Source organism: Paenibacillus timonensis (genome assembly GCF_022427145.1).
Classification (GTDB): domain Bacteria; phylum Bacillota; class Bacilli; order Paenibacillales; family Paenibacillaceae; genus Fontibacillus; species Fontibacillus timonensis.
On record NZ_JAKSXN010000034.1, the window covers coordinates 1 to 26,115 of the forward strand.

The following is a 26,115-nucleotide window of genomic DNA, read 5'->3' on the forward strand; positions in this document are numbered from 1 at the left end:
TCCGGCTGAATTCAAGATTCGACGCCGACTCTGCTTCAGTTTACCGCTTCGTGATCCGAAGACGCCTTTTTGAGTTACCGCTGCTCCTCCAGATGGGAGGGGGCGAAGGCGTAGGGGAGCAGCTCCCGCACCGTAGTTTGGCGGATGTCGCCCTTCAGATTGCCCAGGATCACGGGCATGTCCGGGCCACAAAGCTCCAGCAGGACCTGGCGGCAAACGCCGCAAGGCGCGACCGGCTCCTCCGTGTCGCCAACGACGGCGATCGCCTGGAATGTTCCTGGTTGATGGCCGTCGGCAATCGCCCGGAACATCGCGGTACGTTCGGCGCAGTTCCCTGGGGTGTAGGCCGCATTCTCCACGTTGCATCCACGGTGAACATGGCCTTGGCTATCGAGCAGAGCTGCCCCGACGCCGAATCCCGAATACGGGATGTAAGCCGTTTTGCGGGCTTCGATGGCTTCTTGCATTAATTGTCCGTAATCCATATCCCTATCATCTCCTTAACGAAGGCAAAATAAGTACGGGTAAAGCAGTTCGAATCGGCCGGCCTGAACCACCTTTAAGGCAACCCCAGCCACCTCATTACCGGATCGTAAAAGATCAAAATTCCGATCGCTACGGCAAAAACCGCTGCGACCAGTACGGCCCCGGCCGCGGCATCCTTGGCGATCTTGCCAAGACGATGCCACTCCGGGGCTGCGAGATCAACGACGGCTTCGATCGCCGTGTTGACGAGTTCGAGCGAAATAACCAAGGCGATAACCAACAGCAGCAAGGCTACGTCCCTCACGGGAAGGGACAACGCCATCGCCGCAGCAATCACGACCACGGCCGCAACGCAATGGAACCGCACATGGCGCTGGGTTTTAAACGAAGTGGCAATTCCCTCCAGCGCATAACGAAAAGACGAGCTCCAGCGGCGCGACGGTTTCATCAGCGGACAAGCCCTACCTCGGCCAGCGCCGCCTCTTGTTTGCCCATCATTTCCGCTTCGCTGGCAGCGTCCTGATGGTCGTAGCCTAGCAAATGCAAAAAGCCGTGCACAAACAGGAAACCGATTTCCCGTTCGAGCGAATGGCCGTATTCCTCGCTTTGGGCTTTGGCCCGGTCGACGGAGATGATAATATCCCCGAGCACGTCGGTCAAATCGTCCAAATCCTCGTCTTCTTCGAGCTCATAGACGATTTCCATTTCTGGTTCTTCCTCCAGCGATTCGTTCATCGCGAACGACAGCACATCCGTCGGCCGGTCGATCCCGCGATAATCGCGGTTCAACTCGTGGATCGCCTCGTCGTCCACGAACGTGAGCGCCACCTCGCCTTCGGTAATGCCCTCCGCTTGTCCGGCGATCTGTAGCACCCGATCCAAAAGATCGATCAACTCCTGCCCGATCTCCATTTTATCCTGCTCATTGCTCCAAGCCAGCTGTAGGCCCATTTACGTTTTGCCCCCTGTCCTTCTCCTCGTTCTCTTTACTCTTCTTGACTTCCTCCGGATATTCGATCCGCGAGTGGAAGATTCCCATGACCGTTTCCTTCAACGTCTGCGCGATCAAATCCAGCTCCCGCATCGTCAGATCGCATTCGTTAAACTGGTGATCGTCCAGCCGGCTTTTGATGATCTTCTCGATCATCGACTCGACCTGATCCACCGTCGGTTTACGCAGCGAACGCACGGCCGCCTCGACGCTGTCGGCTATACCGACCACGGCGGCCTCCTTCGATTGGGCTTTAGGCCCCGGATAGCGGAAATCGTCTTCGGTGAAATCCGGCTCCACCCCTTGTTCTTCCGCCAAACGCAACGCCTTGTGATAAAAATAATGCAAAAACGTCGTTCCATGATGCTGCTCGGCGATATCCCGAATCGGCTTCGGCAGCTTATATTCCTTCTGCATTTCCACCCCGTCCCGGGCATGGGCGATAATGATCGATTTGCTTAGCTTCGGATCGATAAAATCATGGGGGTTTTCCATGTTGTTCTGGTTTTCGATAAAATAACTCGGCCGCTTGGTCTTCCCGATGTCATGGTAATAGGAACCGACGCGGCATAGCAGCCCGTTTGCGCCAATCGCTTCGGCCGCCGCTTCCGATAGATTGCCCACCATGACGCTGTGATGGTAAGTACCCGGCGTCTCCGTCAGCAGTTTGCGCAGCAGCGGATGGTTCGGGTTCGAAAGCTCTACAAGCTTGAGCGCCGAGAGAATCCCGAAGGTGACCTCGAAGAAAGGCATCAAGCCGATGACCAAAATCGTCGTCACCAACCCCCCGGCCACGGAAAATCCAAGCGCATACAACGTGCTGTTTTGCGTCCAGTCCTGATGATCGATTAGCTGCAGCGTGAAGATCGACAAGGCGCCAAACAAACAGATCATGATCCCCGCTTTCAGCAGCGTGGAACGCTGGCTGGCCCGGTGAATGGCGAAAATCGCCGCAAACGATGTCACCAAGGCGAAGAAACCAAACTGAAAGTCAAAGATTTCGCTTTGTCGCTGATTCAAAATGATGCTGGCCAGGATGCCAAACAGGATCGAGCAGATGTAAGCCAGCGGCAAGTCCAGCAACAACGTAATCAGCATTGCACCGGTAGCGATTGGGGCCAAATAACCGAGATACGACTGCTGTTCCGTTTGCAAAATATTAATGACATGCATCGATACGATCGTGATGAAAATAATCAAAAGCAGCATAACGAACTGCGCGTTGTTATACTTAAACCGGCTGGCGCCTTCCGACTGGCGGATAAACATAATCAGCCCGGTCGCCATCAGCAGGGACAGCAAAACGAGCCCGAACTGCGGCGAATAATCGACCTCGTCTTTCAGCAGGCCGTTTTTCTCCAGCAGGGTGTACATTTCCTGGGTAATTCTCTCGCCTTTTTGGACGAGAACATCCCCTTGCTTGATATATACGGTAGGCGTATTCTCGCGCGCTTCTACCTTCGCTGCCTTGGTCGCTTCTTCATCGTAAAACTTGTTGGCGGTAATCGACAAGCGGGCCAGCTCCTGGACGACCTCGCGTGCGGTTCGTTTGCTCAGGGAACTGGTGCTGACCATCTCGGCGACTTTCGCGCGTGCAGCCTGCGCCTCGACGATCGGGTCCGCCGTCAACCGGGCGACGATATCGGCGGCGACCGGCTTCATTTCGTTGATATCCTCCGCCGTTAAGCGAGGGATCTTGATAAACGTCTCCTCCGAGATATGATACTGTTGCTCGTCAACGCGCTGGGTCACTTCCTCAAACAACGTTGCCGAATAGACGCTGGAGTTCCGGTTATTCATAATGAAGTTCTGCACGTAATCCTTGACGCGCTGCGGCAGTTCTTCCCTGTAGATCTTGATTTTATCGTCTGCCGACACCTGATCGTCCTGATTCAAACGGAAAATCCGGTCGAGCATTTGCGCAACCAACGTTTCATTACGGAGCGGGAGAATGGTGTAAACTTGTCCCACCTTCTCGGCCGCCTCTTCCTGCGCCTTCAGCGTAGCTTTGGTATCGGGAATGTCCATCGGCGCCATAATTTCCTTATCGCTGGGCAAACCTACCGCAATATCATACGTTTCGGGAAGCAGTTTGGGCGCCAAGCTGACGTAAAACATAACGACAAGCAGCGCGAACAGAACATAACGCACGCCGGTGCTATGTTTCCATCCCGTAATTCTGGATTGAAACGCGCTTCTCTTTTGCTGATCGTTATTTGTCATAATAGACAGCCCTCCTGAACATGGTAAACCCTGAAGCGGCTGGGAAGCTTACCCTTGGTTTTCGGCAGCGCGGTCGTACGCCACAATAATTTTCTGCACGAGCGAGTGACGAACGACATCGGACTCGGCGAATTGGACGAACCCGATCTCCTCGATTCCGCTCAAAATCGTTTTCGCTTCCACCAGCCCGGACTTTTTCCCTTTCGGGAGATCGATTTGCGTCACGTCCCCGGTGATCACCATCTTGGACCCAAAGCCAAGCCGGGTCAGAAACATCTTCATTTGCTCCGGCGTCGTGTTCTGCGCTTCGTCCAAGATGATAAACGAATCATCCAATGTCCGCCCCCGCATGTAGGCGAGCGGCGCGATCTCGATCAACCCGCGCTCCAGCGCCTTGGCGGTTTGCTCCGGGCCCATGACATCGTACAAGGCATCGTATAACGGACGCAGATAAGGATCCACTTTCTCTTGCAAGTCACCTGGCAAAAACCCGAGGCTTTCCCCGGCTTCAACGGCCGGACGGGTCAGAACAATCCGTTTGACCGATCCTTCCTTCAGCGCCGTGATCGCGAGGACGACGGCCAAATACGTTTTGCCCGTCCCGGCCGGACCGACGCCAAAGACGACGTCCCGTTTCTTGATCGTCGTGACATAGTGCTTCTGGCCGATGGTTTTCACCCGAATCGGCTTGCCCCGATAGGTCATGGCAATTTCGCCTTTATATAAATCAAGCAGCTGATCGGCACGGAAGTCCTTGGCCAAATCGATGGCGTAAAGCACGTCCCGTTCGGTCAATATGTATCCGTTCCGGATCAGTTCAAGCAATACTTCAAACAACTGCTCTACCTTCTCCGCCTCACGTTGTTCCCCGCGGATGGTTATCTCCGATTCCCGCAATACAATGCTTGCTGGCAAATGCTGTTCAATCAGTTTCAGAAACGCGTCTTGAGGGCCGAATAGCGAAAGCCCTTCAGCCGCACTGTGCAGCGGTAATTTGATGTTCACCAGTTGTTCCGACAAATAGCCTCATTCTCCTTGATCTTGTACTATCGGCACTTCTTCCGCAATGTTCTGCTCTACTTCGAAATGCACTTTTATATAAACTTTACCATTGTCCGCCTTCTCATGCAAAATTTTTTGATCCATAATGACGCTGTCCGTGCCGTATTTCGCCAGAATATCGCGTTTGGCCCGTTCGATTCCCTCCTGTTTGGCTTCTTCCTCGGTCCGTTTCAGCTCGAGCTCCGTCGTTTCCATGACCTTCTCCGTCATCCAGCCGATCGGCAGCTTCCAACCGCGCCACGTCAACGGATCCTGATCGGTCATCGTCTCCGACTCGGCGTATTCGACTTTGCCGTATCCGGTCAGTTGAATGGCCGTATTGCCGAAAAACAAATATCCCCGTTGCTTGCGCTCTCCCGTGTACACTTTCTGCTTATACACTAGAGGCACCTGGATGTTATACTCGTGCCAAACGATGCCGCGAATATTCGCCTCAGGCACGATCGGTTTGCCGCCTTGATATCCCGAAACCAGCACTTGTCCCTTTTTCACCCGGTCGTTCTTACCGACCTCCGGCTGACCTTTTTCCGCGTAAATATGCGTGATTACGGCGTCATGTTTGCTCACCAGATGGCTTGGACTGACCAGCTTCCGGTCCTTGGGCTTGGTCGCCTCCACCACTTGGATCGTGATTCGAGTCCCCGTGCGGGTGACCCCCACCCAGGACGTACCCGGCAGTTTGCGGGTTAATACCGCGGAAAGCTTGTCCTGATCCGGCAAACGAAAAATCCATTGAAACGGATAAATGCCCTCTTGTTTCGCCGCCTGCAGCACGTCTTGAGAGGCGATCTCCTCGTTGCCTTTCACCTCAACATCCCAAACCAGCGAGCTTAAGCAAAATATTGCCGCGACAAATATGGCGAATCCGGCGATGAACCCCTTTCGCTTCCAAACCCGGGCCAACACGAACGGCAGTCCGGAACGCCCCCGGATCGACATTCGGCAGCCTGTCCGCTTCAACAGCGGCCGCAGGCGAAAGAAATCGGCCAACGCGATTTTCATATTCATTTTCCCTCCGGGCAAGGGCTGGACATCCCAGATGTCGATGCCCTGACGGGACAGCTCGTTCACGAGCTGTTCGATCGATCCTCCGCGGACCGTGATCGTAACGATGCCTCTCAACTGGCTTAAGGCCGGTGATCTCACGCTTCATTCCTCCGTTCCACGATATTTAATGCCGAAAATCCGGCCTTCCACGACCACTTCTTCCGGCATGATCGCTTTAATGACCAGTCCGCTTCCCTCAACTTCCAGCGTTCCTTGACTTAGCGCCAAATGCAGCGCCTCGGGAGAGAAGTGGACAACGCCCCGATGATTTTCTATATACAGCTGCTGACCTCCAATTAAGGTGAGCCTCGGCAAATCGAATACAAGGTCGCTGGGCAGGTCGAGCGCATCGACCGTCCATTTGCGAATTTTGCGGACAAACCGGCTCATATGAGGCAATCCTCCTTCCCCTACTGTACAAATTATGCGGCCCTGCTTGGATTTATGAGAAAGGAAAAGGAGAACAAAAAGCCAAGGCTGCTACGGCAAGCAGCCTTGGCTTTCAAGGGGCGGAATAAATGAAAAAACACCCTCTACGATTCGTAGAAGGTGTTTGTCTCTCGAAGTTATGGCAAAAGCTGTTGAACCGTCTGGTTTACGAGTTTGCCGTCTGCCCGGCCTTTCACCTTAGGCATCAGCGCGCTCATCACTTTCCCGATTTCGGCTTTCGAAGAAGCACCGGTTTCCTGGATGGTCTGCTGTACAATGACTTTAATTTCTTCTTCGCTTAGCTGTTCGGGAAGGTACTCAGCAAGGATCTCTGCTTCCGCTTTCACTTGCGCGGCAAGATCGTCACGACCCGCTTTCTCAAATTCTTGGAGGGCATCTTTGCGCTGTTTGATTTCACGACTTAGGATATCAAGCACTTCATTATCGTTCAAAGTTCTTTTCAAATCTATTTCAAGATTTTTCATCGTAGCACGAACCATTCGAATGGTGGAGAGCTTGAACTTGTCTTGACTCTTCATCGCTTGCTTCATATCTTCGTTCAATCGCTCGCTAAGATTCATCGCTGATTAAATCCTCCTAAAACTTTCTCTTACGAGCAGCCTCGGACTTTTTCTTGCGCTTTACGCTTGGCTTTTCATAATGCTTACGTTTCTTCACCTCAGCCAATACTCCATCTTTCGCGATGGAACGTTTAAAGCGACGAAGTGCAGCATCAATTGTCTCGTTTTTGCGAACTTTAGTTTCAGACACCAGTTTTCCCTCCCTCCGACCAGACCGTCCAAGAGCATAACACGGTTCATCAAACTTCATTATAGGGGAAAGAGAAATAGGGTGTCAACCTGAGCACCCGCTTTTTTCTCTTCCAATTTCTAAAAGGAGTTTTATAGCGCATGCGAGCCCGAGGCTTGCACCAACGCGCCCAGCTTTGCGCCTCCGATCAGATGGTAGTGCAAATGCGCAACCGCTTGTCCGCTGTCGGGTCCGCAGTTGTTGATCAGCCGGTACCCGCTCTCGGCAACGCCCAGTTGTTTCGCGGTTTCCTGAGCGATGCGGTGCATCTCTCCGATCAAAGCCAAATCCTCGGAATCGACCTCATTCATGGAAGCGATGTGCTTCTTGGGAATGATCAGCACATGCACCGGCGCTGCCGGTTGGATATCGTGAAAAACGAGAACATTTTCATCCTCGTACACCTTGTTCGACGGAATCGAACCTTCGACGATTTTGCAAAACAAACAGTTATCCATCGTAAAGCCCCCTCATCATTTTCTTTGCTAAATCTCATGATACCGAAAATAGGCAAAAAAAAGAAGCACCCTGCCGCCTCAATAATGAGTTGGCTGGTCGCACGGACGTATTGGACGGAAAAAATGTGTAACGCTCTCTCTGTCACCAATACGTCCGGCGGGGTGCTTGCAAATATGATGTCGGCTAACTGTAGTATAACAGCAGGGTGGTACTGTATCTGTGATGTACATCACGACTTGAAAAGTTATTTTTTCCAGCTATGTGAGCAACGGAAGGCCCGGTTGAATTAAGATTCGATGTCGAATTCGCTTCATCGTTAAAGCTTCATGATCAAAAGACGACTTTTGAACTTCCTTCAAATGAAATTGCGTGTGTCGTTGTTGCGTCCGATCTTGTAGGCTGCGAGCAGGAAGAAAACCAGGGCGAACGCGGCAAGTACGGACAGGTTAAACCAGATCTGTCCAAAGCCTTCGCCTTGCTGCAGCTTTTCGATCGACTGCAGCACCCAGTGCTGCGGCATGAATTCGGAAATCCGCCGCACCGCCGCCGGCATGATTTCGCTCGGGAAGAAGCAGCCCGCCAGCAGGCAAGTCGGCGTAATGATGATGTTTTGCAAAGACCCGGAGACGCCGCTGTTCTTGGAGAAGGCGACGATGACGAGCGACAGGCTGATCGATACGAGGGAAAACAGCATCAGGAGCAGCGCCATCCGCCCGAACGCAATGCCGGTGTCGATTCGGAACACGACTTCCAGGAAGAACAGGGTCACGACGATCTGCACCGCCATCACGACGAAATTGACGAAAATGTTGGCAATCACGAAATTCCTGGCGTGGATCGGCGAGGAAATCACCCGGAAAAAGGTACGGTCCTCCCTGCTTTTCAGAATCAATTCCGACAAATTGACCGCCGACATCATCATGAACATGATCAGGAAACCGATCGTTTGATAGGTCATCGCCTGTTTTTTCTGAGCGGAGCCATCGACCGACTGGACGGTCAGCTTCATGCCGGGGTTCTGGTAATCCGCGTAAAGCTGGGCAAACTTCGCCTCGTCTCCCTGAGCCGCCCGGCTAAGCGCCGCCAGATTCCCTGTATAATTGTACAGCATCGCTTTCATATAGGCTGTGACCTGCGCGCCCTTGACCGATTGGATGCCGATATGATCAGGCTTCCCGGCAAGCACGCTTTGCGAATAGCCGGCTCCCAGCACAAGACCACTGTCCAGCTTTCCGGACGCGAGTTGCTCGCGGAGCTCCGACTCCGTCACTTTCGTCAGCCGAATCTGGTCCAGTCCCTCCAGAAACCGAACCGTATCCGCCGCAATCGTCTCCTTCCCGTCCTGGTTCACAACGCCGACCCGCAGCCCGGCCTCTCCCGCGTTGCCGTAAATCATCATCGTTAACAGAACCCCAGCCAACGGCAAACCTAAATAAAGAATCAAATTATTGCGTTTTCGAAACGTTGTCCGAAGAATATGGGAAGCGAGCCACCAAATGTCCTTCATCATGCTACAGTCCCTCCTTGCGCCGCATCATCCATGCTGCCGCTGCCAACAAAACGACGGCGAGGCTTAAGTTTAAAGCCATGACCGGCCACGCCGCCGACACCTGATCATTATAAATGATCCGCGTAATCGCTACGTTAGCCCATCGGACCGGCGACAAGCCGGCCGCGTAACCAAGCAGGCCCAGGTCCTCATCCGTTCCCATCGGAAAATACGCCCCACCGAAAAATGCCGCAACCTGAGTAATGATCAGGAGCACGCCTTGCGTAGCCGCCTCTTTCAAAACGTAGCTAACGGCCAACCCAAGGCTCACGCCCATAACGACTTCCGAACCCAATACGGCAAGCACCGCAATAGGATGCTCTCCCCAATAAGCTTGAAAAGCGAATTTGCTGAAAAGAATGAGGATGAGCACGCACAGCATGTTAATCACCAGGTTGCCGAGTACTTTGCCGGCGAAAATCTCGCCTTTGCCGACCGGAGACGCCGCGAGCCGCGTGCCGGTCCCCTGCCGAATCTCCCCTGAGATCAGCCGGCTGGCGGATATCGCGCTCCAAAAGGCGATCATGGAGGTCATGGCCAGCGCGTAATAATCGAGCGAACCTGGCTGGCGGTCGGCTGCAATCGAAGTTTCCTTGATATACTCAGGATTCGCCGCCCCCGCGGCCATGGCTCGTGCCGCCTGACCGGGAGCGTTCTTCTCTATGGCCAATATCGCATTGTATTGCTCGGCAAATGCCGTCAGCATGCCTTGCACGACATTGCTCTGGATGGCATCCCGCCCGCTTAAATAGAGGGATATGCCTTGGTCTCCCAATTCGACGTATTCGTCGTAACGGCCGGTTTCAACCTCTTTCCGGCCATCTTCTTCCGTGGTTAGCGGCTCGAAGGAGAGCCCCATGCCGGCGGTTTCCTTGGCAAAGGCCCCGAACGCTTGCGTCAAGGCCGGATTCGCCCCCTGATCCTTGACCAGCACGCGAATGTCCCCGACCTGGGCCGTACCGCCAAACGCGTTCGACAGGGCTGTGCCCAGGATCAAGATAAGCACGATCGGAAACGCGAGCATGAACACCAGCGTCCAACGGTTTCGCGTCTCCCTTCTGATCTCCTTGAGCGCAATCGATAATGTATTCATTCTGATCTCCTCCCTTAGCGATCCGTATGCCGACCGCCGTCCTAATCCCGCAAATTCCGTCCGGTCAGCGTCAGGAACACCGTCTCCAGATTCGGCTCCTGCTCCTCGACGGAGCGGATGACCGCCCCGCCGTCGATCAGCTGCTTCAGGATGCCGCTAAGGTTATCGACCGACAGATCACTGTGAATTCGGATCGCTTCTTCATGAGCGGTAACGCTTCGGACCCCGGGTAACGTCTGGATCAGGCCCAGAAAGCCATCCCCCGCCTGTTTCAGCTCGATGCGCACTTCCTTCACGTCGGTTATCGTCGCGATCAATTGCTCTTTCGTGCCGTCGGCGATGATCTTCCCGTGATCGATGATGGCGATCCGGGAGCAGATTTCTTCGACTTCCTCCATGTAATGGCTGGTGTAAATAATCGTGCAGCCCATTTCATTCAGCTTCCGGACGGAGGTCAAAATGTAGTTCCGCGATTGCGGGTCAATGCCAACCGTCGGTTCGTCCATGATGATCAGCTTAGGCCGGTGCGCGATCGCGCAGGCGATGTTCAACCGGCGTTTCATCCCGCCGGAGAAATTCTTCGGAAAGCTCTTTGCTTTATCTTCCAAACCGACGAACCGCAGCGCTTCCTCCGCCCGGTCTTGGAGCTCCGCCCCCCGCAAGCCGTACAGCCCGGCGAAAAACTTCACGTTTTCGTAGGCGGTCATGTCCTGGTAAATCGCCAAATCCTGCGGTACGATCCCCAGGTTCATTTTGGCGAACCGGCTGTGCTTGACGATGTCTTTGTCGAGGATCCGGATTTCCCCGCTCGTCGGGCGAAGCAACGAGGCGACCAGATGGATCGTCGTGCTTTTGCCAGCGCCGTTGGAGCCGAGGAACCCGAAAATTTCCCCTTCCTTGACGGATAATGACATGTTGTCAACCGCGATAAAGTCGCCGAATTTTTTCGTCAGTCCGTGGATCTCCAATACATTCATTGCAACCTCTCCATTCCTGCTTGGTTCTTGACCCTATTGTAGAAAAAAAGGATGCCCTTATGTCAGTGCATAAGTTCATCCTTTGCGCATGAAAATGTTCATGTTGTCGCCAGGGCTGGACAAAGACGGGTGAGGTTCTTCATTCCTTGGACGGGACGTACGGAATCAACGTCGTCACCTTGAACCCCTGCGTGCCATCCGCGATCACCGTACCGTTGACCGCGGCCGTTCGCTCTTCCATGCCGAGCAGGCCCATGCCTTTGACGATTTTGGCCTGTCCCCGCCCATTATCCGTCACGACGGCTTGAATCCATTTGCCGAGTACCCGTACTTCGACCTGCACGGTGGTGGCACTCCCGTATTTGGCCGTATTGGTCAGCGCCTCCGTCACGTTATCGTGAATGACCTTCCAGTAAAGCGGCGTGATCTTCTCTAGATCCCCGCTGTGAACGACCGAGGTCTGGAGCCCGGAACGGCTGCCGAAGGCCTCGACGGCGTTTCTTAGCCGGTGAATCCCCAGTTGCTCCACCGGAGGTTTCATGTTCTTGAGCGTTTGCCGAATCCGCTCGATCGATTCCTGGGAGATGCCGATCGCATTTTGCAGCAGCTTCTCCGCCCCTGCCGGGTCGGTATGCAGCACCCGTTTGGCCGCTTCCATCTGGATCAGAGCCCCCGTCATCGAATGGCCGATGCCGTCGTGAATTTCCTGGGAGAGGCGGTTTCGCTCCTCCAGCTTATAGGCGTATTCCGAAGCCCGGATGAATTCCCGGTTGCCGTTCAGTTGCTTTCGCATTTTTTCTTGATCCAGGCGCAGTTTGTCGAGCTGTTCCTCCTGCCGAGTTAACCGCAGTAAAAGGCGCCGGACGTGGATTCCGTTAAATAGGCTGAGCGCCGCAATAAACGCATACACCGTCGCTAGCATCCCCTCCAGGAACAGCAGCGGGATTACCAGCAAAGCCGTAACGACGACGCGCGGACCGGTCCCCCGGACCGTTTCATAGGCGATCGGCGGCAGCAGCAGCGCGAATTCGGGGTTGACGTATCCCGCGCAAACGGCGCAGTAAACGATCAACAACCCGTGCATTACGTTCCGAAAAACCGTTTTCTGAAGCAAGAGCGCCGTGAGATCCATGGCGAGATAAAGCAGAATAAACAAAATCAGCCTAGGGGACGGGGCCGTCTCCATCGCATAAACCAAGGCGATTGCCAGGCCAAGCACGAGCCATTTGTTGCCGATGCTCCACCGCTCCATAGGTTAACGGATCCTTCCGGTCAGATAATATATCGCGATTTGCGTACGATGCTCCAGCCCGGTTTTGTTCAGGATGGAAGTAATGTAGTTCGCCACGGTTCCCTCGGAAATGAAAATTTCCTTGGCGATTTCCTTGTTGGATAATCCCTTGGCGATACGCGACATGACCTCGAGCTCCCGTTCGGTGAACGGCTCCAGATCGATAGGCGGACGGGAGCCTTCCGAGGCCGGAGCGGCGGGAGAATGGAGAGCAGGTGCGGGGAAGTCAACCCGGGCGCCGGCAGATTCCGGCTTAGGCTGCGCGCCTTCCTCCTTAGAAGCTCCACCTGCGGTAAGCGACTGCTTCAGCTTGTCCAACACAACGTCTTGCAGGACGTTATGCCCGTAATGGACGCTTTTGATTGCGTCGCGGATCCGTTCCGGATCGTTGTTTTTCAGCAAGTACCCTTTGGCTCCGAAACGGATGGCGTCCATGATGTATTCATCGTCGTCGAAGGTGGTCAGGATCAGCGGCTTCGCCAGCCCTTCCTCCGTCAGCAGCCGAGTCGCTTCCACGCCGTTCAGGTTCGGCATTCGCACGTCCAGCAGCGCAACGTCCACCGGGTGTTGGCGGCAATAATCCACCGCTTCCTGACCGTCCTGCACCGTCTCCGCCACCTCGAATTCCTCGAAGCTGTTCAAAATGATCCGCATTCCCTCGCGGATAAATGAGTTATCGTCTGCGATCAGCACGCGTATTTTCATGCCGCTCCTCCGTTTCGTATCCGTACTTCGCCAGCGGGCTAATCCACGCCTGACTAACGGCCTATACCCGCTGTTTCATTACAGCCGTTCCAGTTCGATGCGGGAACCGGCGCCGCCGCTTTCCGCGGGAATGACCACCAGCTTGCGGGCCAGCCGGGACCGCAGCTCGGCGACATGGCTGATAATCCCCACCGAGAGATGGTCGTGATGCAAATGCTCCAGCGAGGTGATCACCGTGTCGAGCAGCTCGGGATCCAGCGTTCCAAAACCTTCGTCCAGGAAGAAGAACTGCAGCGGATATTGGCCGCGCAGTTGAATCTGCGCCGACAAGGCCAGCGCCAGCGCCAAGGAAGCCAGGAAAGTCTCCCCTCCCGACAGCGTGGCCACCGGGCGCTTCACGCCGCCGCTCGCATCGTCTCGGATCACGAAGCCTCCGCCGGAATCGGTCTCCAGCGCATACCGCTGCTTCGTCAAGAACCGCAGGCGTTGGGAAGCGGCGTGGCTGACGTTCATCAACTGCTCCTCCGCCACGTATTCGACAAACGCATTGCCGCGCAGCGCCGACTGCAGTTTGGCGAGTAAACCTGCTTCCTGCTCCAGTTGGGCGCGGACCGTCTCCAGCTCCTGCCAGCGGACGTGACGGACCTGCAGGTCCTCCCAATCCCGCTCGGCGCGGGCCTTCCGCTGCAGGGCGGCCTCGTCCTGCTCCTTTGCTGCGATTAGCGCCGCCTCGCTAACTTTCCATTCCTCGTCACCGACCGTTTGTCCCGCCAGCTTGGCGTCCAGCTCGCTAAGGCCGATCACCAGCTCCTGTTCGCGGCTGCGGTGGTTTTGCACGGTACCGGCGATCGCGTCCGCTTCTCCCGGGGCGAGCAGATTGTCCAGCACGGAGGTTTCCTCCTCAAAAGGCGAATCCGTCAACGCCTGGAACCAGCGGGCCTGCAGCTCCGCTTCCTGCTCCCGGGCAGCCGTAGCCGCTTGACCGGCGAGTGCCTCGGCTTTGGCCAGCTCGTGGCTTCGGGCCGCGGTTTCCGCTTGCAGCGCCCGGCTGCTCTCCGCTTGTTGGCGAAGGACCGCCAGCTTCTCCCGGGTCTCCGCGAGCAGCGCATCGACCGGACGTTCTCCAGCCACGGCATGCAGTCTTTCCTGTTTTTCGCGAAGCAGCTCCTGTTTCCCTTGCTCCTGAACTTCCCACTGCACCAGCGTTTTATCCAGCTCGATCATTTCTCCGGCCAATGCCTGTAGCTTGGCCGTCTTTTCCTCGATGAACGGCACGCTGAGCGCCAGCCGGCCCCGCAGGTCTTCCGCCTGCCGATCCTTGGCGGCAAAAGACTCCATTTGCCGGGCGGCTTCCTCCGGCGTAATGCCCGGGTACAGCTCCGCCCACTCGCGCCGTTTCGCGGCGAGGGCTTCGCGATGTTGCGCGCTGCGCGCGGCCGCTTGCTCCAGCAGCCCGGAGGCGGCAGCCGCGGCCGCTTCGGCGGCGGCACGCTGCGGCTGCAAAGCCGCCAGCGCGGTTTGCGCCGCGCGGCCGTCCTGCTGCAGCGCCTCCAGCCGGCGGCGGCAAGCGGCGTGCCGCTCGCCCAGCGCCAAGGCCTGCTGCTGCAGGGCAGCCATGCCCGCGATGCCCGCAGGGGCCGGCGCGGGGGCGTCCGGCGCGGCCATCTCGGCGCCGGCGGCCGCTTCGCGAGCGGCGAACGTGGCCGCCGCAGAACCCGCGGCCTCGCCGTCATGGCCCAGCGCTTGCAGCAGCGCATCGCAAGCGTCCCGGTCGCGGGAAACCGCGAACTGCAGCTCGCGGGCCTCTGCGATCCGGGCGGCGAGCGTTTCAAGCTCCGCTTCGCCGCCATCGGCGTCGCCGTCCTCGGCCTGCACCGGTGCCGGATGATGCACAGACCCGCACACGGGGCAAGGTTCGCCGCTTTGCAGCTGCTCGGCTAGCCGGGCCGCCCAATGATGGCGTTCGCGGGCCTTCAGCGCCTGGCGCAGCGAGGTTTCGTGCGCTGCCAGCTCGCCGGCATAAAGCCGCAAGTCTTCCTCCAGCCCAACCAGTTGCCCAGCGGTTTCCGCGAGCTGCACGGCCAGCGCTTGCCCGGATTGCTGCGCCGCGGCAAGCTCGGCGGAGATATGCTCCAGCTTGGACGTTGCTTGCTGCAGGTTCGTCCGCCCCGCCGCCTCCTCCCGCTCCGCCCCGGCGAGCTGCTCTTGGAATGCGGTCAACTGCTGTGCGAGCTGCACGGCGGTTTGAACCAGCTGACGCTCCTCGGCCTTGACCTCCGCTTCCTTCAACTGCTGCTCCAGCTCACGTTGCCGCGTCTGCGCCTTCGCCAGCAGCTGCTCCTCCTTCGTCGTCTGCTCGGCGAGCTGTTGCTTCCGTTGCGCACCCTCCGCGCGTTGCGCCGCTAGCCGCTGCAGCTCGTCGACGAGGCGCGCGGCCTCTTCCTGCAGGCCGCGCGCCTGCTCCAGCTGCTCAAGCCGCACGAGCAGCGTCGGCTCCTCGCGGCCAAGCGCCGCCGCAGCAGTTTCGGCGGCCGCATGGGCCTCGGCGGCAGCCGCAGCAGCGGCCCGAGCCGCCTGCTCGGCCTCGGCCGCCAGTCGCGCGCGCTCCGCGGCGGCGCGCTGCGCCTCTTGCCAGGCCGTCAGCACCGGCCTGAGCGCCTCGGCGGCGCTCCCGCGAGCCAGCTTCGCTTCCAGCGCGGCGATCTCGCCGCTTTGCGCGCGCAGCGCCTCCAGCTGCGCCGCACGCCCGGCGCGCTCCACCGCGAGCTCGCGCACCTTGGCGAGCTGGTCGTAGCGCTGCTGCGCGAGCAGCAACTCGCGGCGCCGCTCGGCCGCGTGCTCCGCAGCTTCGCGCGCCGCAGCCGCCGCTTGCTCCAGCGCCTCCGCGGACGCGTTGCCGAGCCCTTGCTGCTCGGCGGCCACCTCGGCGCGGCGCTGCTCGTTGGCCCGCACCTTGCGCGTCAGCTTCTGCCCCAGCAGGTCGCCGTATTTCTCCAGATGGAACAGCCGCTGCAGCATGGCTCGGCGGTCCGCCCCTTTCAGGGACAGAAATTCGGCGAATTTGCCTTGGGGCAGCACGACCGCGCGGGTGAAATCGTCCATCTTGAGGCCAAGCTTTTGCTCCACATAGCGCGTCACGTCGGCAAGCTTGTCGGCGACGACCTTTTCCCCTTCGGGCAGAATTTCGATAAACCGGCTGATCGTATTGCTGACCGACAGCTCGCCTTGGCGTTTAAAACGCCGCTCCACCCGATAACGCTCCGTTCCGGCGGCGGAGTTCAGCTCGAAGGTGAACGCCACGAACAATGAATCCTCCGAATGGTTCATGATGCCCTGGGTCCCGCCGGATGCACGCCCGACCTTGCCGTAAAGGGCCAGCGTAATCGCGTCCAAAATCGTCGATTTCCCGCTGCCCGTCGGTCCAAAGATGCCAAACAAGCCCGTCTCGCACAGCTCGGTGAAATCGATCGTCTGTGGCTCGCGGTAACTCTGCAGCCCGGCTAATTTCAGCGTAATCGGCTTCATCGGCTTTCCCCCTCCCCCATTCCCTCATCGCCCGCCGCCTCGTCCTCTTCCTCAGAGACGAGCGACATAAACAGCTCGACCATCGCTTCCTCCGGCTCGGCCCCGCCGGTTTGTCGCTGGTAAAACTTGCGGAACAGCTCATGCACCGGCACGCTCGCGCGGGACGTTAGCTCATCCTCCTCCAGCTCCCGTCCGGGATACACCGGCCGGATATGCACGATGCCTTCATGGGCTTTGCGCAGCGCCTGGATATCGCCCAGTGACATCGCTTCGCTTAGGCTGATTTCGAGGTCGATGAACGCATTCGCGTCTCGGCCCTCCTCCAGCCAGCGATACGCTTCCGCGAGACCGCCCCGGCAGCTCCAACGCACCAACGGCCGACCGCTGCTCAGAAACAGCTCTTCCAGGACCGGCTCCTTGCCAGGTGCCACGTCCAGCAGCATCACCGACTTGGCTTGTCCCGCCTCGGAAAAAGAATACGCCAGCGGCGACCCGCTGTACCGGGTCAGTCCGCCGCCCTTCACCGCTTGAGGCCGGTGGAGGTGGCCCAGCGCCGTGTATTGCGCGCCAACGTCGAGCGCCGACGGATCCACGGTATAGGCGCCGCCAACCTGGATCGGACGTTCGGAGTCGGACTCGAGTCCGCCAAGCACATATATATGGCTCATCGCGAGGTTGATGGTGTCCGGGCGAAATGCACCGGCCAGCTGGCGCATGAGCAGCCCCACCTTGGCGCTGTAGGCGAGCCGCAGCTCGGATTCGTCCGCATCGCCGGCCAGCAGCTCGGACAGCCGGGCCTCCGACGGATACGGAAGCGCGGCGATGACCGCCGTTTCCCCGGTGCGGGCAACGGGGACGGCGATCGCTTCCGGCACCGGCAGCCCCACCAACGAGATGCCCCGGCGCGCGACCAGCGGCGATACGGCGGCCACCCGCTCCGGCTGGTCATGGTTGCCGGCGATCACCGCCAGATGGCAGCCGGTCTCCATCAGCCGTGCCGCCGCTTCGTAGAACATCCCCTCCGCCGCAGCCGGCGGGTTCACGCTGTCATAGACGTCGCCGGCCATCAGGATGAGATCGACCTGCTGCTCCTTGACCATCCGCACCAGCTCGTCCAGGAACGCCTCCTGCTCCGCGAGCCGGCTGCGTCCCTCCAGCGTGCGACCCAAATGCCAATCGCCCGTATGTAATATGCGCATCCGTTCCTCCCCCTCTAACTCCGGCGATCCGCCGGCTTTCCACATGGTTAAATCACAAACTACTCACCAGGCTCTCTTTCGTCAGCCAGTCTAACGTTTTTACGATCTGCCTGAGAGTTACCCCAGAAAATTCCTGCAATAATACAGTTAATTCTGTGGAATATGGCCAATCTATCGAATATTCCTGCAAAATACAGTTATTTCTACGAAAATAGGCTAATACCTCAAATTTCCGTAAAATACCTGCATTTTTGCATCAATTTCACCAGAAACTCCAACTTTGTCCCAAATAACTGCACTTTTGCAGTTTCTCGTTACCGAAAACGCTAAGGGTATCGCAGAACGACGTATCGAACCGCACACGAATCTAGCACGGACCTTGCACGTTCTGTACACCGACCTTGCACGAACTGTGCACGAACTTCGGGCGGATCTTGCGCGGACCCTGCACGGATCTTGCGCGGACCTTGCGCTGATCTTGGCGAACCTTGCACAAACCCTTGCCCCGATCTTGCACCTAGCTTGAACGAACCTTGAGCAAACCGTGTATGACCCTATCCGCGTTCCCGAAGCCCACAATTTCACCGTTACATAGTTACACTGTTAACTATTTACAAACTTCATAGTTCATAGTTCATAGTTTCTCAGTTTCATAGTTTCTAAATATTTGCAGTTTCGCAGTTTCATAGTTTCGCAGTCTCACAGCTTGACCGCTTGGCCGCCATCGAAGAAATACAGCCACTTCTCGTCAACCGCCGTGCCGGTGATTGCTTCGACCGCTTTGGCGTACAGCTCCAGTTGGAACCGGTACGATTCCGTCAGCGCCGCCGTGCCGCCGCGATGCTCCAGCACCCGGTCGCTTTTGTAGTCGAGCAGGTACACTTTGCCGCCCGCCGCGAACAGGCAGTCCACGATTCCCTGGATCAGCACGGTTTCCCCGTCCAACTCCTGGATCGTTGCCGTGCCAGTCGGATCGGTATCCAACGTTTCCAGGCCGCCAAGCTGCGGCGAGGCTTCCGCCGCGGGCAGCCCATAACTGAACGGCATTTCCCGCTTCACCCAGTCCGCCTGCCGAAGCAGCTCGCCAAGCGGGCTTATCAACAGCCGCGCGATGTTCTCCGCGTCGATCGCGGCCGCCTGCTCGGCGGTCATGATCCGCCGCTCGACCAGCCCGGACAACGTCGCTTGAACCACCGCGATGTCCGGCTCCGCGTCAAACGGCAGATGCTGCATCAGCGTATGGTATGCCACCCCTCTTTCGGTTGGGGTCAGCTTGCGCTGCTCCATAAACCGCGGCCTCCGCAAATGCAGCTTCAACTCCGGCAGCTCTTCCGCCTCCGCTTGCTCCCGTTCGCGCGCCAGCTCCGCTTCGGCGAAGATGTCGCGCGCCGGTTCCTCCTGCAGGGCCAACAGCGCCTTCATCTCCGTCACTGACGTTTTGGCCGCGATCCGGCTCGCCAACGCGTAAGGATACGTCCAGCTGAGCCGGGACTCCACCGCGGTTTTCAACGCAGCGGCCTCCGCATCGTCCGCCTGCTTCCGCAGGACCGCTACCGGCCGCCCCGCCAGCAGCGCTTTGATTTGCGCCGGGTCCACCGCCGCAGATTCCGCAGTCGCTGCGGCTTCCGCTCCGCCGGTCTGTCCTGCCGCACGCGCGGACATAAACGCGATGCGCCACTCGGACGGGCTGTCCGCTAACACGGCGGGCCCTGTTTCCGGCAGCCCGGCAAATTGCCGCAGCTCCCGCATGCTCGGGTGGCGGATCAACGCCGGGCCGATCCAGTCGAGATAGCAGCGACCGCGCGCCAGCAAGTAATCCGGCAACTGCGGGTCGCTTGCCTCGAGCGCACCGCCCCAGGCTTCGACGGACTTGGCGAGGTTCTTCACCGAAGAAACGAGCACAAGCTTGTCCTTCGGGCGGGTTAACGCCACGTACAACACGCGCATCTCCTCCGCGAGCAGCTCCATTTGCGCCCGCCGCCGGATCGCCAGATTCGGCAGCGTCGGATAGCTGACGCGGGTCTCCGCATCGACGTATTTCGGACCAAAGCCCATTTCTTTATGCATCAGAAACGGCGCGTTCAAATCCTGCCGGTTAAATTGCTTCGATAACCCGGCAACGAACACGACTGGAAACTCCAAGCCTTTGCTCTTGTGGATCGTCATGATGCGGACGCCGTCGCCCTGCTCCCCGGCATCCCCGGGTGCGCCGAGGTCGCCGCCGTTTTCGCGCAGACGGGTGACGTAACGCAGGAAGCGGAACAAACCGGGCGCGGAAGACGACACCTCGTATTGCCTAGCGCGGTCCAGCAACGCTTGCAGGTTGCTTTGACGTTGGGTTCCGCCCGGCAAGCCGCCGACCCATTCCAAATAACCGGTTTCCCGGTAGATCTCCCGGATCAGGTCGCCCAGCTGTCCGACTCGGGCCATGCTGCGCCAAGCCTCCAGCTGCCGCAAGAAGGCCTGCAGTTTCATCGCCAAAGCATCCTTGGCCGTTGGACTAACCGTCCCTACCGCCAAGTTAATTGCCGGGGCTTCCCCTGCACCGCCAACGCTACGGTCCTCCGAAGACGCCTCCGCGTTCCCGGCGGCAGCCCTTGCCCGTGCGAGCACCGCCTCATAGTAACGGCCTCCCGGGAAAGCGAGCCGAATGTCCGCCAGCTCCTCCTCGGAGAAATCGTACAGCGGGGAACGCAGCACCGCCGCCAGCGGAATGTCCTGCAGCGGATTATCGATCACTTGCAGGAGCGACAGCATCGTCTCGACCTCGGACGCCTGAAAATACCCCTGGCTCAGTTCCCCATAAGCCGGGATCCCTTCCACCCGAAGCTCCTCGATCATGGCCGGGGCCCAGGTCAACGTCGAGCGCAGCAAAATCACCATATCCCGGAATGCGACCGGGCGCATGGCCTGCAGCTGTTTGTCGTAGATGCGCAGCGGTTGGCCGCCTTCGCCCAGCATGCCGCGGATGCGGGCAGCGATCGCGCGGGCTTCCAGCCGCACGGCCTCGATCAACGCTGCCTCATCTTCCTCGTCACCGCCTTCGCTCTCTGTCGTCTCGCTATCCCCGCGGTCCGCGAAATCCGAACTTCCGCCTGAGCCGGTGTCGCGGTCGATCAGCAAAAGCTCCGGCCGGTAATCCTCCGCCTCCTCCGGCGGAAATCCTTCCCCGTACACCAGCTCGGCGCGCGGATCGTACGAAATTTCCGCCACGCTTTCGTTCATGATTTGCCGGAACAACAAATTAACCGCATCGACGACCTCGCGACGGCTGCGGAAGTTCCGCGCCAAATCGATGCGCAGACCAGTCCCGTCAAAATCGTCGCCATAGGTCCGGTATTTCTCCAAGAACAACCCCGGTTCGGCCAAACGAAAGCGGTAGATGCTCTGCTTCACGTCGCCGACCATAAACCGGTTGCCCGGGTTCTCCCGGGCGATCAACCGCACGATCGTCTCCTGTACCGTATTGGTATCCTGGTATTCGTCCAGCAACACCTCATCGAATTGCAGCCGGTATTCCAGGGCGGCGTCGGACGGCCGAAGCTCGCCCGGCTCCGAATCCGGATGCCGTAAAATCTGCAGGCAATAATGCTCCAGGTCGGAGAAATCGAGCCAGCCTTTGGACACTTTTTGCTGCCGATACCGTTCCCCGAAGTCGCTGACGAGACCGGAAAGCGCGCCAAGCAGCGGAGCCATGTCATGCATCTCCCGCAAAAACGCCTCCGCCGGCCGGCCGTATAGCTGCGTTCGCAAGTCGGTGACCGTCTTCTTCGCTTCCTCGCGCAGCGCTTTGACCCGCTCCTGCACCTCCGGATCGGTCTGGTCTTTCTTAACCGGCTTCAGCTTGCCGAAGCTCGTGCCCTGAAACACGTCGTACAGCGAAGCCCAGGCTCCGCGGTTCACCGCTTCCTGCAACGAACGAACCACGTTCAGATCGTCCTCCAGCGTCACGGCGTAAGGCTCGGGTCCCCCCGGAGACAACGCCAGCGCCTTCGCTTGCGACAACAAGCTGATCGCGCCTCCCAGCGCCAACGTCGTATCGGCCAATAGGCTTTGAACCCATGCGCTCTTCTCTAAGGCTCCTAGATCCGGAGCCATAAAGGCCGAGGACGCTTCCTGCAGCCAATGATCCGGCCAAGGATGGCTGCGCGAGAAATCGTAAAGGCGTTGGACCAAGGTGAACACCGCGGCATCGCTGCGTTCCCCGCCAAACCGATCAACCAGTTTCAGAAACGGGCTGTCCGCCGGTTCGCTGCCGTACTTTTCCTCGAGCAGCTCCTCCAGTACCTCCTGCCGCAACAGCGCCGTTTCGCTTTCGGAAGCGATCCGAAAGACCGGATCGAGCGGGATCAACGTGTAATAACGCTGGATGACCTCCATGCAGAACGAGTGGAGCGTCGTAATCGAAGCGCGCCCCAGCATGGCCAATTGACGGTTCAAGTATTCGTTGTTCGGATCCTTGGCAAGCTCCTTCTCCAGCGCTTCCGTGATCCGCCCCCGCATCTCCGCGGCGGCCGCTTTGGTGAACGTGGCCACCAGCAGCCGGTCCACGCCTAGCGGTTGATCGCGGTCCGTCAGCTTGCGGATGATCCGCTCGACGAGCACCGCCGTCTTGCCGGAGCCGGCTGCCGCCGCCACCAGCATGTCGCCGCCGGACAGGGCGATCGCCCGCCATTGGTCGTCGCTCCAATAACTGCCGGCCGGTTTGGGTTTCATCGTGGTCGTCATGATGGATTCGCTTCCTTTCCGCTCTCCTGTCCCAGGAGCTGCCAAATCTCGTTTTTGCCCGGCTTGCCGAGCACGTGATACGAATTGCCGTCCAGCGATTCCTCGAACCGGCACACCGGTTTGTATGGACAAAACGTACAAGCCGTCTCCATGCCAAGCCGGTAGGGGGCAATCTGCACGTCACCTTCCGTGATGCGCGTACCGATCTCGGCGATCGTCTGCCGAACGGAACCCAGCAGCGTATCCCACTGCTCTGGCGTCGCTACGGACGCGCTGCTGTAAAAACCGCCGTCCGCCTTGATCGCCACGGGGATAATCTCCGAATAGCCTTTTTCCAGTTGGCCGTCCATTTTCGCGATCACATCCCGATCCGCCAGCAGCAAGCCTTTCATTTTGAACCGTTTCAACAGCTCCTGCTGCGCCTGCTCCGCACTCATCCCGTTGGTGCTCTGAAGCAACGGATTGTGCACGTGGAAGTACAAGGTGCCTGCAGGGAGCGCAGGTTGGCCTAGCCAAGCCTCCGCCGAAGACAACAAGACGTCCAGGTAGGTGAGCATTTGCAGCGATAAGCCGTAATAGACTTCGTGCAGCTTCAGGTCGGTCTGGCTCGACTTGTAGTCGATGACCCGCAGCAGCAAACCATGTTCGCCTTCCGCCATATCGACCCGGTCGATCCGGCCGACGATCTCCATGACGCAGCCGTTCGGCAGCTCGAACGTCAGCGGAGGCAGCGGCCGACCCGGCCCGAAATCCAGCTCCAGGCCGACCGGTTCGAAGCTGCCGCGGCGCGCTTGCTCGCCAAGGATCAGCGAAGCTCGGCCAACGATGGCTTTGAGCTTGCGGGAAATATAACCGTAGCGCTTGGAGCTTAACAGGATTTCTCCCTGCAGCTTCGGCGCCAACTCGTCAACGGCCGAATTCGCCGCTTGTATCGCTTCCTCCGGCGTGAGGCTGCCCCAGCTCCGGTTTTGCGCTTTGAAAGTGATCGCCATCTGGCTGAGCGCGGCATGGAACAGCTGCCCGATATCCGGCGCTTGCAGCCGATAGAGTTGTCTTTCCTTCAGTTTCAGTCCGTGGGAAGCGAAGTGCGCGAACGGACAAGCCGAGAACTGCTCCATCCGCGACACGCTCGTCCGCAGCCGCTTGCCGTAGAGCCGCCGGCTGGTCGCCGGCGTCAAGCCGCGCACCCGGTTGCGGTAATCCAGCGACGTGAGCAGCCGCGAGGCTTTGTGATCCCATTCCGGCCGGTCCTTGTACCATTCCAGCACGCGCCACCACAGCGGGGAAATGGGCTCCCCCGCCTTCCATAGCCGCAACTGACCGATCAAAACGTTGAGCGCGGGCCCCGGGCGCGAGACAAAATCAAGCTGCGAGGCCGTCAGATCGGCAGAGCCGTTGGCCGGCCCGGGTGCTAAAGCAAGCGGGCGCTCCTGCAGGCCCGGGAAAATCCGCTTCACGTGCCGGATCACCTCGGATGGCAAAAGCGCGCCGCCTTCTCCATCCGCGGCCGGGTAGCTCAGCCACAGCGAACGGCTTGCCCCCGACAGCGCCTCGTACACGAGGAACCGCTCATCCAGCAGCTTCCGGGCAAGCCCCGGCGCCAATTCCAGGCCGAGCTCCGCCAGGCGCTGCCGCTCCTGCTCGCTGAGCACGCCTTCCTCCTGCAGATTGGCCGGCATGATCCCTTCGTTAATGCCCAGCAGGAACAGGTGTTTGACCTGCCCCGAACGCGTCCGTTCGGTGCTCCCGATCAGCACCTGGTCGAGCGAAGGCGGCACCAGGGCCAACTTCAGTTCCTGCAGACCGGTCTCCAGCACGCCGGCAAACAGCTCCAGCTCCAGAGGCTCGTCCCCCATCATTTCCACGATCTGGTCTAGTACGTCCAGTACCGCGCCCCATAATTGGCGATGTTCCATCGCCTGGCGCGGCTTGCCTTCGCGCACCATCCGGTGCGCCAGCACATCAAGGCGCTGGGCCGCTTCCACGCTCTCCAGCAGGTGATACACCGCGGCACACATGTCTGCGGCGTTCTTCGCCTTCCGGATCTCTTTCTCGAACGTCGACAAAGGCTCTGCCACCGCAGCGCGGCACCGTTCCAGAAGCTTCAACTGCTCCAAGGCTTTTGCCGAAGCCGCCGTTTGGTCCTCCTGCTCGAGCGACAGGCTTGGCGCCGACTTCCATGGCCGCCCGTCAAACCAACGGTAGCCTTGAATGCCGCTGGCCAAGGCGTAGTTCTCCAGCATATCCATATGTCCGCGCGTCAGGCTGCCGTCCAGCGGCAGAAGAAACTCGCTTTTCACGCAGCGGAATACGTCTTCGTATTTCCAAAAGCCGAGCACCACGTCCAGCGCCGCCCGGATAAAATCGATCATCGGGTGATACAGCATGCTTGCCTTCTGGTCTAGAAAATAAGGAATCCCGTAAGCTTCCATCGTCGGAGCAAGCAATTCTTCGTAATCCCCCAGATTACGCACCAGCAATGCCATGTCGCGCCAGCGTGCTCCTTCTTCCCGTGCCAGGCGCACCATCTCGCGCGCCGCGCCTTCGACTTCGGCCCGCCGGCTGGCGGCCCGGTGCAAAGACAAGGCTTGCTCCAAATCTTTCGGCGGCATGGCCTGCGGCCACGGCAAACGCCGTTCGTAAGCCGACTCCAGGTACGAAAGCGTCTCGCTCTCCCTGAAACGGGGAAACGGACGTTCCTCCAGCAGCTCCGCCGGCTGCACATCGATTCCGGCCTCCACGGCCAGTTGGCTCAATGTAATGTAAGCGGACGCCGGAGTATGGAATAGATTTAATTCGTGCGGCACCGTTCCGTCGCGGTAGATCCGGTCCATCGTCAACGAGACGGTGACGTTCGCGGCTGCCTTGAGCAGCGCGAGAATCGCCGTATATTCCTGCGGCGTGAACGTGTGAAACCCGTCGATCCAAATCTCCGCTCCCCGCAAATAAGCCGATTCCGCAGCCCCTTGCGCCAGCTTGACGACATGGTCCTCGTTGTCGATGTACAAGCGGGACAGCTCTTCGTCGAATTCGGCGAACAACAGGCTGAGGTCGTGCATTTTATCCTTCAATAAAGGGGACTCCCCTTCGGTCTGCTCCAAGAGCCGGTAGTGCTCCTGCAATGCCGGGAAATCCACGTTATATTTCTTCATTTCCGTATATAGTCCGGCGATCCGGTCGATCAATCCCAGCTGATCCCCGCCGTGCCCGAACAGCTTCAGATCGTCCTTACGGCGGCGCATGAGCTTGTACAGCAGCATTTTTTTGCCTTCGTCATCGATCGGGACCAGCGCCGCTCCGCCGGTTTCCTGCATGACGCGCAGCGCCAGACGGCGGAACCCCAGCACTTGGGTGCGGACGGTACCGCGTAGGCCCGGGGCCGTGGCGATCCGCTGTTCGATTTGGAACGTGCCTTGTTCCGGAGTTAAGAGGATCAGCGGCGGACCGGTGGGATCCTCGCGCAGCGCGGCGGTAACCCGGTCGAGAATGAGGCTGGTTTTGCCGCTGCCGGAGCGGCCGAGTATGAACCGTAAAGACATGG

The 26,115-nt window shown here is 58.7% G+C and carries 19 protein-coding genes; all 19 read right to left on the reverse strand.

Annotation, left to right across the window (positions count from 1 at the left end):
• Positions 1-74: 74 nt before the first annotated feature.
• Positions 75-485: a cytidine deaminase gene (locus tag MJ257_RS14385; RefSeq protein WP_240269884.1), complete on the reverse strand. Its 411-nt coding sequence runs from the start codon at positions 483-485 to the stop codon at positions 75-77.
• A gap of 74 nt (positions 486-559) precedes the next feature.
• The gene (locus tag MJ257_RS14390) at positions 560-934 is read right to left on the reverse strand and encodes a diacylglycerol kinase family protein (RefSeq protein WP_240269885.1); all 375 of its coding nucleotides are present in this window, start codon (positions 932-934) and stop codon (positions 560-562) included.
• On the reverse strand, positions 934-1,437 hold the full coding sequence (ybeY, locus tag MJ257_RS14395; protein WP_240269886.1) for an rRNA maturation RNase YbeY: 504 nt from the start codon (positions 1,435-1,437) through the stop codon (positions 934-936). Before ybeY ends, MJ257_RS14390 begins: the two co-directional genes overlap by 1 nt.
• The gene (locus MJ257_RS14400) at positions 1,409-3,700 is read right to left on the reverse strand and encodes an HD family phosphohydrolase (protein WP_240269887.1); all 2,292 of its coding nucleotides are present in this window, start codon (positions 3,698-3,700) and stop codon (positions 1,409-1,411) included. Before MJ257_RS14400 ends, ybeY begins: the two co-directional genes overlap by 29 nt.
• Before the next feature lie 48 nt (positions 3,701-3,748).
• On the reverse strand, positions 3,749-4,720 hold the full coding sequence (locus tag MJ257_RS14405) for a PhoH family protein (RefSeq protein ID WP_240269888.1): 972 nt from the start codon (positions 4,718-4,720) through the stop codon (positions 3,749-3,751).
• Positions 4,721-4,726: 6 nt separating this feature from the next.
• The gene (yqfD, locus tag MJ257_RS14410) at positions 4,727-5,908 is read right to left on the reverse strand and encodes a sporulation protein YqfD (protein WP_240269889.1); all 1,182 of its coding nucleotides are present in this window, start codon (positions 5,906-5,908) and stop codon (positions 4,727-4,729) included.
• 3 nt (positions 5,909-5,911) lie between these two features.
• On the reverse strand, positions 5,912-6,199 hold the full coding sequence (gene yqfC, locus MJ257_RS14415) for a sporulation protein YqfC (protein ID WP_059044175.1): 288 nt from the start codon (positions 6,197-6,199) through the stop codon (positions 5,912-5,914).
• Positions 6,200-6,375: 176 nt separating this feature from the next.
• Entirely contained in the window at positions 6,376-6,819 is a 444-nt protein-coding gene (locus tag MJ257_RS14420; protein ID WP_178023165.1) for a GatB/YqeY domain-containing protein, read from the reverse strand.
• 16 nt (positions 6,820-6,835) lie between these two features.
• Complete coding sequence (gene rpsU, locus MJ257_RS14425) at positions 6,836-7,009, reverse strand: 30S ribosomal protein S21 (RefSeq protein WP_005547957.1); 174 nt, start codon at positions 7,007-7,009, stop codon at positions 6,836-6,838.
• 131 nt (positions 7,010-7,140) lie between these two features.
• On the reverse strand, positions 7,141-7,506 hold the full coding sequence (locus MJ257_RS14430; protein ID WP_240269890.1) for a histidine triad nucleotide-binding protein: 366 nt from the start codon (positions 7,504-7,506) through the stop codon (positions 7,141-7,143).
• Positions 7,507-7,862: 356 nt separating this feature from the next.
• On the reverse strand, positions 7,863-9,017 hold the full coding sequence (locus MJ257_RS14435; RefSeq protein ID WP_308193199.1) for an ABC transporter permease: 1,155 nt from the start codon (positions 9,015-9,017) through the stop codon (positions 7,863-7,865).
• A gap of 1 nt (position 9,018) precedes the next feature.
• Positions 9,019-10,149 (reverse strand): ABC transporter permease, encoded by a 1,131-nt coding sequence (locus MJ257_RS14440; RefSeq protein WP_240269891.1) that lies wholly within the window; start codon positions 10,147-10,149, stop codon positions 9,019-9,021.
• Between the two features lie 41 nt (positions 10,150-10,190).
• On the reverse strand, positions 10,191-11,126 hold the full coding sequence (locus tag MJ257_RS14445; protein WP_240269892.1) for an ABC transporter ATP-binding protein: 936 nt from the start codon (positions 11,124-11,126) through the stop codon (positions 10,191-10,193).
• Positions 11,127-11,265: 139 nt separating this feature from the next.
• Positions 11,266-12,378 (reverse strand): sensor histidine kinase, encoded by a 1,113-nt coding sequence (locus tag MJ257_RS14450; protein WP_240269893.1) that lies wholly within the window; start codon positions 12,376-12,378, stop codon positions 11,266-11,268.
• Between the two features lie 3 nt (positions 12,379-12,381).
• Positions 12,382-13,122, reverse strand: coding sequence for a response regulator transcription factor (locus MJ257_RS14455; RefSeq protein ID WP_240269894.1), 741 nt, complete (start codon positions 13,120-13,122; stop codon positions 12,382-12,384).
• A gap of 78 nt (positions 13,123-13,200) precedes the next feature.
• Positions 13,201-16,647 carry an AAA family ATPase gene (locus MJ257_RS14460; protein ID WP_240269895.1) on the reverse strand — a complete coding sequence of 1,149 codons (3,447 nt, stop codon included), beginning with the start codon at positions 16,645-16,647 and terminating at the stop codon, positions 13,201-13,203.
• Positions 16,644-17,846 carry an exonuclease SbcCD subunit D gene (locus tag MJ257_RS14465; protein WP_240269896.1) on the reverse strand — a complete coding sequence of 401 codons (1,203 nt, stop codon included), beginning with the start codon at positions 17,844-17,846 and terminating at the stop codon, positions 16,644-16,646. The genes MJ257_RS14460 and MJ257_RS14465 overlap by 4 nt, the downstream gene beginning before the upstream one ends.
• A gap of 699 nt (positions 17,847-18,545) precedes the next feature.
• Complete coding sequence (addA, locus tag MJ257_RS14470; protein WP_240269897.1) at positions 18,546-22,574, reverse strand: helicase-exonuclease AddAB subunit AddA; 4,029 nt, start codon at positions 22,572-22,574, stop codon at positions 18,546-18,548.
• A complete protein-coding gene (gene addB / locus MJ257_RS14475) occupies positions 22,571-26,113 on the reverse strand; it encodes a helicase-exonuclease AddAB subunit AddB (protein ID WP_240269898.1) in 3,543 nt (1,180 codons plus the stop codon). Before addB ends, addA begins: the two co-directional genes overlap by 4 nt.
• Positions 26,114-26,115: the final 2 nt, after the last annotated feature.

Excerpts from the sequence above, each read along its gene's own strand:
- MJ257_RS14455 (WP_240269894.1), bottom strand. The coding sequence starts at position 13,122 with ATGAAAATACGCGTGCTGATCGCAGACGATAACTCATTTATCCGCGAG.
- MJ257_RS14385 (WP_240269884.1), bottom strand. The coding sequence starts at position 485 with ATGGATTACGGACAATTAATGCAAGAAGCCATCGAAGCCCGCAAAACG.
- MJ257_RS14465 (WP_240269896.1), bottom strand. The coding sequence starts at position 17,846 with ATGCGCATATTACATACGGGCGATTGGCATTTGGGTCGCACGCTGGAG.
- MJ257_RS14390 (WP_240269885.1), bottom strand. The coding sequence starts at position 934 with ATGAAACCGTCGCGCCGCTGGAGCTCGTCTTTTCGTTATGCGCTGGAG.
- MJ257_RS14435 (WP_308193199.1), bottom strand. The coding sequence starts at position 9,017 with ATGATGAAGGACATTTGGTGGCTCGCTTCCCATATTCTTCGGACAACG.
- MJ257_RS14420 (WP_178023165.1), bottom strand. The coding sequence starts at position 6,819 with ATGAATCTTAGCGAGCGATTGAACGAAGATATGAAGCAAGCGATGAAG.
- MJ257_RS14430 (WP_240269890.1), bottom strand. The coding sequence starts at position 7,506 with ATGGATAACTGTTTGTTTTGCAAAATCGTCGAAGGTTCGATTCCGTCG.
- ybeY (WP_240269886.1), bottom strand. The coding sequence starts at position 1,437 with ATGGGCCTACAGCTGGCTTGGAGCAATGAGCAGGATAAAATGGAGATC.
- MJ257_RS14440 (WP_240269891.1), bottom strand. The coding sequence starts at position 10,149 with ATGAATACATTATCGATTGCGCTCAAGGAGATCAGAAGGGAGACGCGA.
- addA (WP_240269897.1), bottom strand. The coding sequence starts at position 22,574 with ATGACGACCACGATGAAACCCAAACCGGCCGGCAGTTATTGGAGCGAC.
- MJ257_RS14400 (WP_240269887.1), bottom strand. The coding sequence starts at position 3,700 with ATGACAAATAACGATCAGCAAAAGAGAAGCGCGTTTCAATCCAGAATT.
- addB (WP_240269898.1), bottom strand. The coding sequence starts at position 26,113 with ATGTCTTTACGGTTCATACTCGGCCGCTCCGGCAGCGGCAAAACCAGC.
- MJ257_RS14460 (WP_240269895.1), bottom strand. The coding sequence starts at position 16,647 with ATGAAGCCGATTACGCTGAAATTAGCCGGGCTGCAGAGTTACCGCGAG.
- yqfC (WP_059044175.1), bottom strand. The coding sequence starts at position 6,199 with ATGAGCCGGTTTGTCCGCAAAATTCGCAAATGGACGGTCGATGCGCTC.
- MJ257_RS14450 (WP_240269893.1), bottom strand. The coding sequence starts at position 12,378 with ATGGAGCGGTGGAGCATCGGCAACAAATGGCTCGTGCTTGGCCTGGCA.
- MJ257_RS14445 (WP_240269892.1), bottom strand. The coding sequence starts at position 11,126 with ATGAATGTATTGGAGATCCACGGACTGACGAAAAAATTCGGCGACTTT.